Annotated in this window: 14 protein-coding genes; 2 read left to right on the top strand and 12 right to left on the bottom strand. The window is 55.4% G+C overall.

The features are described from left to right. Positions 1 to 20 precede the first annotated feature (20 nt). The 5 genes from pdxH to G5179_RS05045 form a co-directional block, all read right to left on the bottom strand. Entirely contained in the window at positions 21 to 659 is a 639-nt protein-coding gene (pdxH, locus tag G5179_RS05065; RefSeq protein ID WP_103251238.1) for a pyridoxamine 5'-phosphate oxidase, read from the bottom strand. A 175-nt stretch (positions 660 to 834) separates the two neighbouring features. Then, complete coding sequence (locus tag G5179_RS05060) at positions 835 to 1,170, bottom strand: hypothetical protein (protein WP_323912681.1); 336 nt, start codon at positions 1,168 to 1,170, stop codon at positions 835 to 837. After that, the gene (locus G5179_RS05055) at positions 1,149 to 3,113 is read right to left on the bottom strand and encodes a reprolysin-like metallopeptidase (protein WP_421257987.1); all 1,965 of its coding nucleotides are present in this window, start codon (positions 3,111 to 3,113) and stop codon (positions 1,149 to 1,151) included. Before G5179_RS05055 ends, G5179_RS05060 begins: the two co-directional genes overlap by 22 nt. A 252-nt stretch (positions 3,114 to 3,365) precedes the next feature. Next, positions 3,366 to 3,695 carry a hypothetical protein gene (locus G5179_RS05050; RefSeq protein ID WP_216951783.1) on the bottom strand — a complete coding sequence of 110 codons (330 nt, stop codon included), beginning with the start codon at positions 3,693 to 3,695 and terminating at the stop codon, positions 3,366 to 3,368. Continuing rightward, the gene (locus G5179_RS05045; protein WP_216951784.1) at positions 3,692 to 5,698 is read right to left on the bottom strand and encodes a reprolysin-like metallopeptidase; all 2,007 of its coding nucleotides are present in this window, start codon (positions 5,696 to 5,698) and stop codon (positions 3,692 to 3,694) included. The genes G5179_RS05050 and G5179_RS05045 overlap by 4 nt, the downstream gene beginning before the upstream one ends. Before the next feature lie 222 nt (positions 5,699 to 5,920). On the opposite strand from G5179_RS05045, the gene G5179_RS05040 reads away from it, so the two are divergent. After that, on the top strand, positions 5,921 to 7,132 hold the full coding sequence (locus G5179_RS05040; RefSeq protein WP_058052860.1) for an RsmB/NOP family class I SAM-dependent RNA methyltransferase: 1,212 nt from the start codon (positions 5,921 to 5,923) through the stop codon (positions 7,130 to 7,132). A gap of 80 nt (positions 7,133 to 7,212) precedes the next feature. On the opposite strand, the gene G5179_RS05035 is transcribed toward G5179_RS05040, so the two are convergent. The 6 genes from G5179_RS05035 to G5179_RS05010 form a co-directional block, all read right to left on the bottom strand. Next, positions 7,213 to 7,596 (bottom strand): RidA family protein, encoded by a 384-nt coding sequence (locus G5179_RS05035; RefSeq protein ID WP_216951785.1) that lies wholly within the window; start codon positions 7,594 to 7,596, stop codon positions 7,213 to 7,215. 69 nt (positions 7,597 to 7,665) lie between these two features. Beyond that, positions 7,666 to 9,960, bottom strand: coding sequence for a formate C-acetyltransferase (gene pflB, locus G5179_RS05030; RefSeq protein ID WP_421257986.1), 2,295 nt, complete (start codon positions 9,958 to 9,960; stop codon positions 7,666 to 7,668). Between the two features lie 44 nt (positions 9,961 to 10,004). Continuing rightward, complete coding sequence (gene tdcD, locus G5179_RS05025) at positions 10,005 to 11,213, bottom strand: propionate kinase (protein WP_421257985.1); 1,209 nt, start codon at positions 11,211 to 11,213, stop codon at positions 10,005 to 10,007. A gap of 201 nt (positions 11,214 to 11,414) precedes the next feature. Beyond that, the gene (tdcC, locus tag G5179_RS05020; RefSeq protein ID WP_421257984.1) at positions 11,415 to 12,746 is read right to left on the bottom strand and encodes a threonine/serine transporter TdcC; all 1,332 of its coding nucleotides are present in this window, start codon (positions 12,744 to 12,746) and stop codon (positions 11,415 to 11,417) included. Positions 12,747 to 12,757: 11 nt separating this feature from the next. Next, complete coding sequence (tdcB, locus tag G5179_RS05015; protein ID WP_227341074.1) at positions 12,758 to 13,762, bottom strand: bifunctional threonine ammonia-lyase/L-serine ammonia-lyase TdcB; 1,005 nt, start codon at positions 13,760 to 13,762, stop codon at positions 12,758 to 12,760. Positions 13,763 to 14,121: 359 nt separating this feature from the next. Further along, positions 14,122 to 14,466, bottom strand: a complete 345-nt coding sequence (locus tag G5179_RS05010; RefSeq protein WP_005353650.1) for a Grx4 family monothiol glutaredoxin — start codon at positions 14,464 to 14,466, stop codon at positions 14,122 to 14,124. Between the two features lie 288 nt (positions 14,467 to 14,754). On the opposite strand from G5179_RS05010, the gene sodB reads away from it, so the two are divergent. After that, complete coding sequence (gene sodB, locus G5179_RS05005) at positions 14,755 to 15,339, top strand: superoxide dismutase [Fe] (RefSeq protein WP_005334664.1); 585 nt, start codon at positions 14,755 to 14,757, stop codon at positions 15,337 to 15,339. Between the two features lie 112 nt (positions 15,340 to 15,451). Here the strand turns inward: sodB and G5179_RS05000 are convergent, their stop codons facing one another. Beyond that, on the bottom strand, positions 15,452 to 16,264 hold the full coding sequence (locus G5179_RS05000) for an MlaA family lipoprotein (RefSeq protein WP_021229893.1): 813 nt from the start codon (positions 16,262 to 16,264) through the stop codon (positions 15,452 to 15,454). Positions 16,265 to 16,304 lie beyond the last annotated feature (40 nt).

The following is a 16,304-nucleotide window of genomic DNA, read 5'->3' as shown; positions in this document are numbered from 1 at the left end:
AACAGATTTGAACAGCGCGATCAGGGAGCCAGACGCTCGATATGCCAGCCATCCCCTTCGCGGGTGTAGTAGAAGCGGTCGTGCAGTCGGTGCTCGCCCCCCTGCCAGAACTCCACTGTCTCGATCACTACCCGGAATCCGCCCCAGAAGCTCGGCAGCGGCACTTCGCCATTGGCGAACTTCTGCTTGAGCTCGAGGAACTTGGCCTCCAGCACGCCGCGGGCCGAGATGCGGGTCGACTGCTTGGAGACCCAGGCAGCGATCTGGCTATCCTTGGGACGGCTGTGGAAATACTTCATCACCTCGAAAGTGCTCATCTTCTCCACCCGACCGGTCACATGCACCTGACGGTCGAGCGTATGCCAGGGAAAGAGCAGGCTGATACGGGGATTGCCTTCCAGCTGCTGCGCCTTGCGGCTGCCCATGTTGGTGTAAAAAACCATCCCCTGGGCGTCGTAGTGCTTGAGCAGCACGGTGCGCTGCCAGGGCTGACCATCGGCATCCACCGTCGCTACCACCATGGCGGTAGGATCGGTCAGTTTGGCCTCACAAGCCTGCGCCAACCACTTCTCGAACAGCGCCAGCGGCTCGGCCGGCAGATCGGCCCGGTGCAGCCCGCCACGGGTATACTCACGGCGCAGATCAGCAACATCCATCATCTTGATTTTCCTTCAAATAAATAATGGTTCCACGACCATCAAGAGAGTGACGCAGGCATTGTGCTCCGCTCATCTGTCAGTGACAAGCCATAACACAGCGGGGAGGCAATGTCAGTGACAAGCCATAACACAGCGGGGAGGCAACTGCCTCCCCGCTGTGTTTACCTGCAAACTATTACCTCTGAATCGCCTCCGGCATGCACCTTTCCAGCATCTGTCGGTTATATCGGGTGGCATAGTCAATCCGCTGCTCAAACTCCGCCTCCTTGCCCATCTCAATCACATCGCCGAACCCTTTCAGATAACGGACTCCGCACCGGGTTCTCGCTTCTGCTTGCAATGACTCCACAACCCCCGGGGCCATGCCGCCGCGCCCGCCACGCACGATGAGCCGATAATCCTGAGCAGCAAGACTTTCATCTATTGCCTCGGTCAGTGATGCGGCCACAACAGGCGCTGCGCAGATATATAGAAACAGCAAACTGACGGCTAACCGTAATACCTGCGCCATCCGGCTGCCCCTCCCATCAGGAGGATCACGATAAGATTCACTGCACCACCACCACCGCCGCCACCCGCATTGTTGTCGGTAATGACAGTTGCACTTTCCGTAGTGGCAGACGCATTACCTCTTATCCCATTGATAGAGAAAAAAATATTATTGCTGCATGCCAGCTTCAGCCTGGCCGTGCTGGTCAACGGTGCAGGCAACACCACACTGGCCGAACCGTTATTGGCAAGCCCGCTTGCCAGCGTAGTCCAAGTAGAACCTCCATTCTGTGTCAGTGCCAAATCCACGCTGGGACAATTGATAGGAGGCTGATCGGTCCCGGCAACATTCCATGTCACTAGCTGAGTGCTACCCGCCATCATGGCGCCGATCTGCGGAGCAGTGATGGCAAATGCCGCGCCGGTATTGATCACCTGAACCACCATTTCATCACTGCTCACCGCCCCCTGACCATCACGTACGGTAAGGCGGAACTGGAGATTGCGATTGGTCGCAGGCCACGCCTCTCCTTTGGCCAAGACACCCGATATCAGAGAGCTCATGGCGGGCAATGTTCTACGGGGATCCGATGTTGGTGAAACAAAGCGAAACAGCGGGCGTGACCCATCATCCACCATGGTGGCCAAACTGCTGGATGCGTTGCCCAGATCCACTTGCTCCCAGGTGTAACTCAAGGCATCTCCATCCAGATCCAGCGCGCTGCCGCCAAGGGTGAAAGGGGTATTGGCCGGGATCACGCGATCAACACCCGCATCCACGACCGGCGCATTATTGGCAAGTGCTAGGTCGGTGCCGCAGGAGGGCAGAGAGGCCATCAGAGCCCGCATCTGCTCGATCGACTTGCTGTGAAAAAAAGGTGTGCTGTTAACCTGCAGATTCTCCTCACCACAGATCCCGGCATAGGCCATGATGGTCGAGCCACTGCCCGGTTCCCAGGCTGAGCTAGCCTTGCGACCTGTTGCACAACTGTCGGCCATGCCATTGAAGGAGTGCTCGGCCCCCAGCTGGTGCCCCAATTCGTGAGCCACATAATCAATAAAGAATGCATCACCGATAGGCTGTGAGCCTCCGGTCATGCCCCGTGAACGGCTGAAAGGGTTGCATAAAGATCTCAGGGTCGCCACACCGCCGCCTGATGTCGCAAGCAGATGGCCCAGATCAAAAGAAGGATTGAGCAACACCCCCTGTTGGGTCTGGTTGATGGCGATATCCTGGGTCGAGTTGGTGAAAGGATCCGTCGCAGGATCGGTGAAAATCACATTATCCGTATCAGCTGCAAGCTGAAACTCGGCCCCCACATCACGGCGATAGACTTCATTGACCCGATTAAGCAGTGTTGCAATGGCCGAGAGTGCTGCAACCTTGGTACCACCGTGATACTGGGTATATTCCCCGGTTGCCGAGGTGGCGATGGTGTAGCGCTTGCGCAAATTGCCATCGACCAGCACAGCTCGCTCACGCTCGATACCATGAGGATCAATCACCTGATCCACATCCTGTCGCCGCCAGGCATCTTGCTGTTCATAAACGGCATAGGAGAAACCATTCTGAAGCGGATCGACATAAAAGGTACGCCCCTGATGGGTAAACATACCGTGAAAACCATGTATGGTGACATCAAATCGGCCTGTATCCGCCGCCCGATCGATAGCCTTCCCACTGTAAGTATTGATAGAAGGGTAGCGCTGGGCCAAAGGCTCCGGGAGCAAGGCATTGGGATGAACATCAAACTGCACCGTAGTGCCATCCGGCAGTGGCAAAGTCAACACACTGGCGAGATGCCCGGGCTCAAAAGGCTTGTCAGGAACCACCACTCTGACCTTTTCAGCTCGCACATCATAGATCCCTCCCCTTTCCAAGTTTTCATCCATGAAGGTCCACTGTGGTTCTGCTGCAATCTGAACAGACAAACTGGTGATAATCACCGCAATGCCATGCTTCATAGAGCCTCCTTGCCCTACCTTGGTGACAACAAGTATGGTGCAGCGTCAATTGACGATCTGCGTGACAGACAGAAAAGAAAATTCGCACAAAACTTCTGTCACGCTGAGACATCGTGCTACACCCACGCTCCCCATCTCAGGCGATACAGACTGACCCGATTCAACAACGGAAAAAAGTGAAGGCGCCATTGGCGCCTTCACGGATAGATAGGGGGCTGAATATCCCCCCATTTGGATTGGTTCGTTGGCGTATTACTGCTTATCCGCGCCCGATGCTATCGGGCAATGAATCACCATGCGCCGGTTAAACTCGCTGGCGTAGGCACTCAGTTTGGCATGCGTTTCGTGCTGGCCGGGCCTGATGACATCACCCAGCCCATCAAGATAACGCACCCCACAGCGTCCCTTAGCCTCCTCCTGCTGCTCGGCTGCAATACCGGGGGCGAACTCTCCCCGCCCCGCGATCACGATGAGGCGGTAATCCTGCCTGGCAAGGTTTGCACTCAGCTCCTGCTCCAGGGTGCTGGCATCGACCCGACAACCGCCGAGCATGGCAAGCAGCAACAGGGGGATTCCCCTCATGTGCGCCTCCGTTGCCAGCCAAGCAGCGCCAGTGCTAGCGTCCACAATCCGAGCACCCCGCCACCACCACCGCCACCTGAATTAGAGCCACCTTGCACCAGAGGCAATTTGAGGGGACTGATGGCAAAGAAGATATTGTCGCTGCATGCCACTTTCAGCCTGACGCTGCTGGTGAGATCGGCAGGCAACGTTACCGTTGCTGCGCCGTTATTGGGTTGTCCGGCGGCGAGCATTGTCCAGCTTACGCCCTCATCCTGGGTCACCGAGATATCCACCTTGCTGCAACTGATCGGCGCCAGAGTTGTGCCCGCCACATCCCATGCCACTGCCTGACTGGCCCCCGGAGTGAGAGTCACCCCGTAAAACGGGTTGGTGATGCGAAATGCTGTGCCGGTATTGACCACCTGCACCTTCATGTCATCGCTGGCAACGCCACCCTGACCATCTCGCACCGTCAGTCTGAAATTGAGATCCCGGTTGGTGGTCGGCCAGGCCTCTCCTTTGGCAAGCGTGCCGGAGAGCAGGGATGGCAAACTCGGCAGGATCCGCTCCGGCGATGCCGTGGGAGAGACAAAACGAAACAGCGGCCGGGAGCCATCGTCAACCATGGTAGCGACGCTGCTCGATTCGGTGCCTTTGTCGATCTGCTCCCAGTTGAAGAGCAGAGGGTTACCATCCAGATCCGCCCCCGCCCCCTTCAGGGCAAAGGGCGTATTGGCCGGGATCACATAATCGTTGCCGGCCGCAACCTGCGGAGCATTATTGCTCAACGCGAGCGTGGTTCCGCAGGTCGATACGCTCGCCATATGAGCTCGCATCTGCTCGATGGACTTGCTATGGAAATAGGGATCGCTGTGTGGCTGGATATTCTCCTCACCGCAGATGCCGGCATAGGCCATGATGGAGCTGCCACTGCCCGGCTCCCAAGCTTGCTCCTCAGCACGGTTACCCGCACCACAATTGCCGGTCGTGCCGTTGAAGGTATGCTCGGCACCAAACTGGTGGCCAATTTCATGGGCCACATAGTCTATAAAGAAAGCATCACCGACTGGTTCTTTTGAACCCGTCATGCCAGATGACTTGGCGCCATAGGCGTAATAGGGTGGCAGGGTATCAACACATAACACCCCCAAACTCGCCAAACCACCGCCTCCAGTATTGAGGACATGGCCGATATCAAATGCCCCCACATCCCCGGCAGCAAACGCCTGAGCCTGCACATCTACGTTCAGATCAGCATCCGCATTGGTGTTATCAAAGGGATCGCTGGCCGGATCGGTAAAGACCAGGTTGTCATTGCCACTGGCCAATACAAACTCGGCCCCCACATCCTGTTGATAGACCTGATTCACTCGGTTGAGCAGGGTTGTGATGGCCGCCATGGTCAGAACCCTGGAGCCTCCGTGGTATCGGGTATATTCCCCCGTCGCCGAAATGGCGATGGTGTAGCGCTTACGCACATTACCATCCACCTGCACCCTTTGCTGCAACGCCCTGTCGGCATCATGGCCAAGCACCTTGTCCGCCTCATCCTCCAAGCGACTATGGGCATCCTGCTGGTAATAGACGGCATACCCTTCGGCATTGCGCAGCGGATCGACAAACACCATCTTGCCCTGATGGCTGAACATGGCATGGAAACCCTGTGGCCCCAGATCGAAGCGCCCCGTCTCTATCGGATGCGCCGGGTTGTACCCCTTGAAGGTGCGGATCTGCGGATACTTGGCGGCAAGATCTGCAGGCAGCAAGTCGTAGGCTTCCAGAGCAAAGGTGACCTCCCCCCCATCGGGTAGCGGCAAGGTCAGCTTGTTGGCTCCCGCTTGCAACCCGGCAAAATAGTCGAGAGGCACCTTGGCGACCCGGAACTGATGGGCCCGCACCTCATAGCCCTCATCTGCTGTTGCTCTGGCGGCAACCGTGCCCCATTCGCTGGCCATCAGGCTGGTTGAGCCCAGCATACTGGCCATCAGCAAGGCAACCGTAGAGTATTTCGTCACATGCATTGTTTTTAGTCCTTGTATTAATGCAATCGCCTGAATTGCGGCCTGTACTTTATTTTTATTCGGCCACATCAATACAAAGCTGAAGCAACCCTTTCCACCATTCCCGAGTGGGAGTGTTGCGCCAACCCCGTCTAACCCCTATCATTGCGCGGATTTGTCAATTTTAGAACTGCCCCTCTTCACAAAGGTGCGGTTCATCTTTATCTGGCCAAGGTTAATCTCATGCTCAAATCCCCACTGTTGCCCCGTTTCGGGGATCTGGTCGTTGCCATTGTTGACGATGTGCTCGGTCAGGGTCTTACCCTCGACCGCGCTTATGCCCGTCACTTCTCCGGCATCGAACTCAAACCGCAAGAACAGGCAAGGATTGCCCTGGTCACCGGCGACCTGCTGCGTCGTCTCAGCCTCTATTGCTTCCTGACCGGCATCCAGGTCCGTCAGGCCGAAAAGAATGTCTGGCCGCTGCTACACAGCTGGCACGCCTTCCACAAAATTGCCCAGCCCAACAACCCGACCCTGGATCGCTTCAATGAAGAAGCATTCCGCCGCCGTCTGACCGAGGCGAAGAAGAACCCGGTATTGATGGATGGCTGCCCTTCCTGGCTGGAGAAACTGGGCAGCGAACAGCTGGGTGAAGCCTGGCCTGCCGAGCGTGCCGCTCTGGCCTGGATGCCCAAGCGCTACCTGCGGGTCAACACCCTCAAGTGCACCCGTGATGAGCTTCAAGCCATTCTGGCCAAAGAGCAGGTCACCACCATTCCGGTTGATGGTGTGGAGACTGCCCTGCAGGTCACCTCGGACGCCGCCCTGTTCCGTACCAAGGCCTTTGCCGATGGTTGCTTCGAGCAGCAGGACGCAGGCTCCCAGCTGGTTGCTGCGGCTCTGGAGGTCACCCCGGGCATGCGCGTCATCGACGCCTGCGCCGGGGCCGGTGGCAAGACTCTGCACATCGCCGCCATGATGCAGGGCAAAGGCCGTCTGCTGGCGATGGATGTGGAAGAGTGGAAGCTGGAGAACCTCAAGCAGCGCGCCCGTCGCGCCGGTGCCCACAACGTGGAGACCCGGGTCATCACCAGCAGCAAGACCGTCAAGCGCCTCAAAGAGAGCGCCGACCGCGTACTGCTGGACGTGCCCTGCTCCGGTCTTGGCGTACTCAAGCGCAATCCGGATGCCAAGTGGCGTGATACCGCCGAGCGTCTGCCGGTGCTGGTCGCGCTGCAAGAAGAGATCCTGCAGCGTTACAGCCAGATGGTGAAGGTGGGTGGTCTGCTGGTCTATGCAACCTGCTCCATCTTGCCGCAGGAGAACCGCCAGCAGGTGGACAAGTTCCTCGCGGCCAACGAGAACTTCCGTCTGCGTGACGATCACACCGTAAGCCCGTCCGAGACCGGCTTCGACGGTTTCTACATGGCTCGTATCGAGCGGATCGCCTGATCTGCCCGATGACCAGATAGAAAAAGCGGCTGCCAATGGCAGCCGCTTTGTTTTGGCTTGCTGACCCACACCCGATGGGGTTACAGCGCAGCAATCGCCTCAATCTCGATCTTTACATCCTTCGGCAAGCGGGCCACTTCCACACAGGATCGCGCCGGATACATGGCATCGTGCTTGGTGAAAAAGTCGTTGTAGACCTGATTCACCACAGCAAAGTCGTTCAGATCAGAGACAAACACCGTGGTCTTGATGATGTTGCGCACCTGACCGCCTGCCGCCTCGACAATCGCCTGTACGTTTTGCAGGGAGCGCAGGGTCTGCGCTTCGATCCCCTCCGCAACGTCGCCGCTCACCGGGTCCAGCGGGATCTGACCGGAGGTGTATAGGATGTTGCCAATCCGGGTGGCCTGCACATAGGGGCCGATGGCGCCCGGCGCCGCCTTGGTAGTGATAACCTGTCGCATCTGTTACTTCCTCGTGCTGACAAACAAAAAGTAGGCCCGGAGCAAGCCTGCTCACCCCGGGCATGAGAGTTACATCATGTTGGTGAAGGTTCTGGAGATGACGTCCTGCTGCTGCTCGCGGGTCAGGGCGTTGAAGCGCACCGCATAACCGGAGACCCGGATGGTCAGGCTGGGGTACTTGTCCGGATTGTCGATGGCATCCAGCAGCATCTCGCGGTTCATCACGTTGACGTTGAGGTGCTGACCCCCTTCCACATCCCGCTCATGATGGAAGTAGCCATCCATCAGCCCCACCAGATTGCTCTCGCGATTGGCTGGCTCCTTGCCGAGCGCCCCCGGCACGATGGAGAAGGTGTAGGAGATCCCGTCCTTGGCGTATTTGAACGGCAGCTTGGCCACCGAGGCGAGCGAAGCGACCGCCCCATTGCGATCCCGACCGTGCATCGGGTTGGCTCCCGGTGCAAACGGGGCACCGGCACGGCGGCCATCCGGGGTGTTGCCAGTCTTCTGGCCATAGACCACGTTGGAGGTGATGGTCAGGATCGACTGAGTTGGCACCGCATTGCGGTAGGTCGGCAGCGCCTGGATCTTCTTCATGAAGCGCTCGACCAGATCGCAGGCGATGGAGTCGGCCCGCTCGTCGTTGTTGCCGTACTGGGGATACTCCCCCTCAATCACGAAATCGACCGCCAGCCCGTCAGCATCGCGCACCGGCTTGACCCTGGCGTACTTGATGGCCGCCAGCGAATCGACCGCCACCGACAGACCGGCAATGCCGCAGGCCATGGTGCGATAGACGTCGCGATCGTGCAGCGCCATCAGCGAGGCCTCATAGCTGTACTTGTCGTGCATGTAGTGAATAAGGTTGAGCGCGCTGATGTACTGCACCGCCAACCAATCCATAAAGCTGTCGAGGCTGGCCATGACGGTGTCGTATTCCAGCACCTCGTCCATGATGGGGGCCACTTTCGGGCCAACCTGGATCTTCAGCTTCTCGTCAACGCCACCGTTGATGCAATAGAGCAGGGTCTTGGCGAGGTTGGCGCGGGCACCAAAGAACTGCATCTGCTTGCCGATCACCATGGGGCTCACGCAGCAGGCGATGGCGTAGTCATCGCTCTCGAAATCGGTGCGCATCAGGTCATCATTCTCATACTGCAGGGATGAGGTATCGATGGAGACGCGGGCCGCATAGGTCTTGAAGGCACGTGGCAACCCTTCCGCCCAGAGGATGGTGAGGTTAGGCTCGGGCGCCGGCCCCATGGTCTTGAGGGTATGGAGATAACGGAAGGAGTTCCTGGTCACCAGGGTGCGACCATCCAGCCCCATGCCGCCGATCACCTCGGTGGCCCAGATGGGATCGCCGGAGAAGAGGGAGTCAAACTCGGGAGTACGCAGGAAGCGCACCATGCGGATCTTCATGATGAAGTGATCGACCAGCTCCTGGGCATCCTGCTCGTTGATAAGCCCCGCCTTCAGATCCCGCTCGATATAGATGTCGAGGAAGGTAGCGGTACGACCGAGGGACATGGCCCCACCATTTTGCGACTTCACCGCCGCCAGATAAGCAAAGTAGAGCCACTGCACCGCCTGCTGGGCAGTGCGTGCCGGCCCGGAGATGTCAAAGCCATAGCTGGCCGCCATCTGCTTGATCTGCACCAGTGCCCGCTTGTGCTCGGCCAGCTCCTCGCGCTGGCGGATCACCTGCTCCAGCTGCTCTCCCCGCTCGAGAGCCGGTTGCAGATCGGCAAACTGCAGCTCCCGTTCACGGATTAGATAATCTATGCCATAGAGCGCCACCCGACGATAATCTCCGATAATGCGACCACGGCCGTAACCATCCGGCAAACCGGTCAATACCCCTGATTTTCGGCAGCGCAACATCTCGGGAGAGTAGACGTCGAACACCCCCTGATTGTGGGTTTTACGCAATTCGCTGAAGGTATATTCAAAATCGGGATCCATCTCCCGGCCATACGCTTCAAACGAGCTGCGGATCATATTTACGCCGCCAAACGGGTGCAGAGCTCTTTTAAGGGGCTTGTCGGTTTGCAGGCCAACGATTTTTTCCAGCCCCTGCTCGATATAACCCGGCCCATGGGCGGTGATTGTGGTGGCAATATTGGTATCAAAATCGACCGGTGCGTGGGTGGCATTCTCAATGCAGATCCCCTCCATCACCTTGTTCCACAAAGTGGTGGTCGCTTCGGTCGCATCTGCTAAAAACTGCTCGTCACCTTCATAGGGGGTGTAGTTCTGCTGGATAAAATCACGGACGTTGATCTCGTGCTTCCAGTTTTCACCGGCAAACCCTTGCCATGCCTGACGGAATTTATCCTGATCCAATTGCATATCAACTTTCATCAAATAAACCTCATTCACTACTCATGACACTACAGTGGAAGATGTCAGACGCACTCGGCCTGACGAACCAGCTGCCCCAGACGAATGGCATCCAGTGCGATCATTTTCTCTTCATTGGTGGGAATAACCGCCGCCAGCACCATGGACTCTGCCGCCGAAATCACCCGGCAACCCTCGCTATTGGGACGCTGGTTAAACGGCTCGCTGATCGCTACGCCAAATACCTGAAGCCGCTCGCATACCAGCTTTCTTATAAATGCCGAGTTCTCGCCAATACCGCCGCTGAAAATAACGGCATCCAGCCGGCGCAATGAGGTTGCATGGCCGCCGATATGGCGGGCAATACGATGGACAAAAGCGTGAATGGCCAATTTTGCCCCGGGATGTCCTTCGTGATAGGCCGCTTCCAATACCCGCATATCGGAGGAGAGCCCCGAAATACCCAGCAGGCCGGACTGCTTGTTCAATACCCGCTCGATATCCTCGATGGATTGTCCGGTCTTGCTGGCGATATAGGCCAGCGCGCCAAAATCGATATCGCCGCTGCGGCTGCCCATGATCAGCCCCTCCAGCGGCGTCATCCCCATCGAGGTATCGACGCTCTTGCCATCCTGTACTGCGCAAACAGAGGCGCCATTACCCAGATGAGCAATGACCAGACCGGCATCGTGGCCATTCAACCCAAGGAAGGAGACCGCCTGCTCGGCGACATAGCGATGGGAGGTGCCATGGAAGCCATAGCGGCGCACGCCATAATCCTGCAGATATTGGTAAGGCAGCCCATAGATATAGGCTTCCGGCTTCAGGGTCTGGTGAAAACCGGTATCAAATACCGCAATTTGGGGTTGTGTGGGAAATAGCTGACGAGCCGCCATCACACCACTCAAATTGGCGTGATTGTGCAGGGGAGCCAAGGGTGACACCTGCTTTATTTTGGCCAATACATGTTCATCAATGATCACGGCTTCGCTAAATTCACTGCCACCATGAGCAATTCGATGACCCACCAGTGCAATGGCATCCAGCAGATCCCGTTTTTTCAATTCCGCCGCGATGGCAGCCAATGCACAGGTGTGGTTATTTTCAGCTAATGACATTGCGGGCTCTTTACCCACTTGCAATTGGGGATGGGCCGTCTCAATACCATCCGCCATACCGGATATCACCACCTCGCAGGTTTTACTATCCAGTACCGAGAATTTGACCGACGAAGAGCCGCAATTGATAACCAGAACCAACGAATCAAACTTCATTACATCGCCTCGATATTTATGCTGTCGAGTCACTGCTGTCAGAACATATTTACCACTGTGTTTAGTGGCCAAATAACGGATAGCCTTGCCCTCGGCCCAAATAATTGGGCCAACCAAGAACCGGTTATTGCGCGCTTCTGACTACGCCATGCAGACCCCGCCAAGGGGATCTGAATGGCTGATGACTTGCAGAAAAGGTTTTCAGAACAGCTTGGAAACAATATTCAGGATGGTCAGCACACCTATGATGGTGACAAACAGGTTGCTGGCCTGACCTTTATATTTTGCCAGTGCCGGTGTCTTGTTGACGGCATACATCGGCAGCAGACAGAGCAGGGAAGCGATGATCGGCGCCCCCATTGCCTCAATCAGGTCGAGGATGTTGGGGTTCACATAAGCGACCAGCCAGGTGGAGCCCATGATGAACAACATACTGACCATATTGAGTTTTTTACTGGAAACCTTGCTCTTGTCGCCCTGGTAGCCAAAGCGGAGGATAAGGCCGTTCAACCCTTCCAGCGTCCCCAGATAGTGGCCGAAGAAGGATTTGAAGATAGCAACCAGCGCGATAATGGACGCCGCATACTCCAGAGTGGTGGCAAACGCAGACTTGCTGCCCGTCATCGAGGAGAAGTGGTTGGCCAGATAGGAGAGCACCGGAATATTCTGGGCCTTGGCTTCCGCCATATTTTGCGGCGACAGGGTAAACAGGCAGCTGAAGGCAAAGAACATCACCACGGCCACCATCAGCATGCTGGCACCGGAGATAATCTTCGAGCAGCGCTTCTCGGTAAAATCACGACCGAACTCCTGCTCATACTCTTCCCGCTTGGAGACGATGAAAGAGGAGACAATCGGCGAGAAGTTGAAGGAGAAAACCATGATGGAGATCCCCAGCCAGACGGTGACCAGAATACCATCGTGACCGAACATGGATATCTCGCTAAGGTTGACCTGATCAAAGACGGCACTATTCCAGTACGGAACGAGGGAGAGAGAGATGACCACCAGGCTGGCGATGAAAGGAAATACCAGATAGCTCATTACGCGAACCATCAGATCCTTACCAAAATAGATCACAAATGCCATCAATATCAGCAGCCCAAGGGCGACAACACCCCGATTAAGCGGCGCCATTTGCAGTTGATGCTCCCAGAATGCCATAAAGGTATTGGTGATCGTCACACCATATATCCACAGCAGTGGGCAGATGGCAAAGAAATAGAGGAAGGTAATCACTACCCCACCCATTTTGCCAAAATGTTCTTCAACGGTCTCGGTAATATTTGCCGATGGATTGCTGCCAGAAAGACATAATCTGGCCAACGCCCTGTGGCAATAAAATGCAATAGGGTAAGCCAGCACCAACATGATTAATATAGGTATCAGGCCACCATATCCGGCCCGAATAGGGAAAAATAGAACACCTGCACCGATCGCTGTACCAAACAGACCTAATCCCCATGTGGTATCCGATTTACGCCATGCACGTGTATTCTCTTTACTGCCGGTGACAACACTGTCTAATATCATGACTGCATTCCTTACAGGCTAAATTGACGAATATTGTTCTGTTCGATAATTTCGGTGATCCGGGTCAGGTCAATATTGCCACCAGAAATAATGCTGACGGTTTTTTTGCCTTCGACATAATGTTTGAGTTTGCCGCTCAGCAGCGCTGCCGAGGCCAGAGCTCCCGCCCCTTCGGTAATCACCTTGTTGCGCTGAATAAGGTCAACCATGCTGTGACGAATATCATCCTCGGTGACCAGTACAATATCATCCACCAATTGTTTGACGATTTCGAAGGTCAGGGTGCCGGGTCTTGCCACGTCACAGCCATCGGCCAGCGTACTGCTGGTTCTGTGATTGGTAATGGTGCCTGCGTAGTATGAAGCCGCCATGCCGTGGACATTCTCCGACTGCACGCCAATCACCCGGATAGTCGGGTTGATGGATTTGATGGCCATGGCGACACCGGCAATCAAACCACCGCCACCGATCGGCACTATGATGTTATCGACATCATACAAATCTTCGATAATTTCCAGGCCGATGGTTCCCTGGCCGGCAATCACTTTTGCATCGTCGAAGGGGGGGATAAATACGCGGCCTTCCATCTCCACGATTTCGCTGACTTTGGCAATGGTGTCATTGAAACTATTGCCATGCAGAATAACTTCCGCCGAATAATCGCTGGTTGCAGCAATTTTTGATTTGGGTGCGCAGCAAGGCATGACCACCTTGGCATCAATTCCCAGCATGGCACTGGACAAAGATACCCCCTGCGCGTGATTACCGGCAGAGCAGGCGACAACACCTTTTTGACGATCCTCCAGACTTAATGAACTGAGTTTGTTGAAGGCACCGCGAATTTTAAAAGAGCCTGTACGTTGCATGTTTTCAAGCTTGAGGTAAACCTCGCCATGGCAACGTTCGCTGATGTAGTTAGAGGGTAATTGCGCGGTCTTGTATATATGGTTGGTCAGTCTTTTTTGGGCTTCAGTAATATCATGAAGACCAATGGGCAGATTGCTATACATCTTCATCGCAAATCTCTTTTTATTTATTAATTTGTAGGGTTTTATTTCACTGGGCGAAGCGATACTAGGTTCTATCACTTGCAATTAATGTGAGCATAAACACAAAAAAATCTACAAAGAGACTGCGTTACGGTGAAATTATCAAAAAATGTGATGGCAGCAACACTTGAATCCAAAATGATTAAAAAAAGTAATCGAAGATTGGGAAATCAATATGGTTAACAACTCCAAAACAAAGCGGCAAAGATTAGATTTTTCAGGGCGAACGCGTTGCTTTTTGCAACCGACAATCAGTTGCTTGCCTGCCAGAACCGGGATAATAAAAAAGGAGCCGATGTGGCTCCCTATCGACAACACAGGACCGATTACTCGGCTGCTGCATCATCTTTCTTGTACTTGGCAGCAGTCTCTTTGATCAGAGCCTGCAACTCGCCAGCCTGGAACATCTCGATCATGATGTCACAGCCACCGATCAGCTCACCTTCAACCCACAGTTGCGGGAAGGTCGGCCAGTTGGCGAATTTTGGCAATTCGGCGCGGATATCCGGATTCTGCAGGATATCAACGTAGGCAAACGGCTCGCCGCAGGACATCAGAGCCTGGGAGGCCTGGGCAGAGAAGCCACAGCTGGGTAGCTTGGGGGAGCCCTTCATGTAGATGATGATGGGGTTGTCAGCCAGCTGCTGCTTAATCTTTTCAATAGTTTCCATAGGTGCCTCACTAGAGCGATTTCGGCGGCCATTCTACTGCAATCTTGCCCGAGCACAAACTGACAAAGGGGTGACCCGGCTCGAATTGTGCAAAGAACCCACACAGGATTGATCGCGATCATGGCGCCAATCAAGAGTTGTTAGGCCATCTTTGATACTGCTACAATCCCTTGGCTTTGGGCTACCCAGCCCCATCATTTTAAAAACAACTCTTTTCACATATAGAAAAGAGTACGCAATGTCTTGCAACCGTCGCCTTCGCACGGTCCAGCCAATGGAGAGTAGAAAATGGCATTCGAACTTCCCGCTCTGCCCTATGCAATCAACGCTCTGGAACCGCACATCTCCCAGGAAACTCTGGAATATCACCACGGCAAGCACCACAACACCTACGTGGTCAACCTGAACAATCTGGTGCCGGGTACCGAGTTTGAAGGCAAGTCTCTGGAAGAGATCATCAAGACCTCCAACGGCGGCATCTTCAACAACGCCGCCCAGATCTGGAACCACACCTTCTACTGGCACTGCCTCTCCCCGAATGGCGGTGGCGAGCCGACTGGCGCCCTGGCTGATGCTATCAACAAGGCATTCGGCTCCTTCGCCGAGTTCAAAGATGCCTTCACCAAATCAGCCATCGGCAACTTCGGTTCCAGCTGGACTTGGCTGGTGAAAAAAGCTGACGGCTCTCTGGCTATCGTCAACACCTCCAACGCTGGCTGCCCGCTGACTGAAGCCGGTACCACCCCGCTGCTGACCGTTGACCTGTGGGAGCACGCCTACTACATCGACTTCCGCAACCTGCGTCCGAAGTACATGGAAACCTTCTGGGCTCTGGTTAACTGGGAATTCGTGGCCAAGAACTTGGCTGCCTAATCAGCCTCGCTTGCCAAAACGCCCCGCACTGCGGGGCGTTTTTTTATATCTAGATGGCTGCGTAAATGAAAGAGGCGCCCGCAGGCGCCTTTTACATATCGAGATAGCCAGTTTACTGGTCCAGCTCGTCCATGTATTCATCCAGATTGGCATCGTCGGCCTGCTCTTGCTGAGACGCTTTCAGCTCGGTCTGCTTGCCCGTCACCTTGCCCTGGTTATATTGCAGGTAGAAGTCCTTGGTTAGCGCATAGGGGTCGAGGGAGTTGTCGATGATCCGCTCCTGATCGATCAGCTTGGCGCGATTGCCCAAGCCATCCAGAACCCAATGAGTAACCCTTAACGGGATAGTCAGCAAGGCATAGGGGAAGTAGATGGTGTCAATGGTGTCACCAACCAGCTCCCGAGTGGTGGTCGGACCGTAAACAGGCACCATGATGTAGGCACCATTACCGATATCGGCCCTGCCCAGCACTGTGTCCATCTCCAGCTTGTTGCGCTCGAGGCCGGCATGTTTGGCCACATCGAAGATACCCAACAGACCGACGGTGGTGTTGAGGGTAAAGCGCCCCAGGTTGGTCCCTGCCCCCTTCAAATCACCGGTGATCAGATGGTTCACCATGCTGCTTGGCTCATCAAAGTTGGCAACAAAGTTGGCAATGCCATCCTTCACCCCCACCGGAATATAGCGAGCGTAAGCATGTACCACAGGACGTGCTACATAGGGCTCCAGCACATCATAGTTGACCGCCCACATGGCCCGGTTGGCCCCCTGGAAGGGATCGCGCGGATCGGCCGCCGTACTGGTTGCGCCCGGATTATTCATGCCGGGATTGAGATCCAGACTCTCTGGGCCAGGCTTGGGTGGACCACCGGCACAGCCAGCCAGCAAGAGGGCTGCCAGTATGGCCCCTGAACGAAGATACATATGATTGTCCTGACGTTTTATTTTGATTTATCAGAAGTAT

It is taken from the genome of Aeromonas sp. 600886, assembly GCF_049174935.1.
Taxonomy (GTDB): Bacteria; Pseudomonadota; Gammaproteobacteria; order Enterobacterales; family Aeromonadaceae; genus Aeromonas; species Aeromonas veronii_A.
The sequence above is the reverse complement of the archived record's forward strand: the minus strand, read 5'-3'. Positions and strand labels throughout refer to the sequence as shown.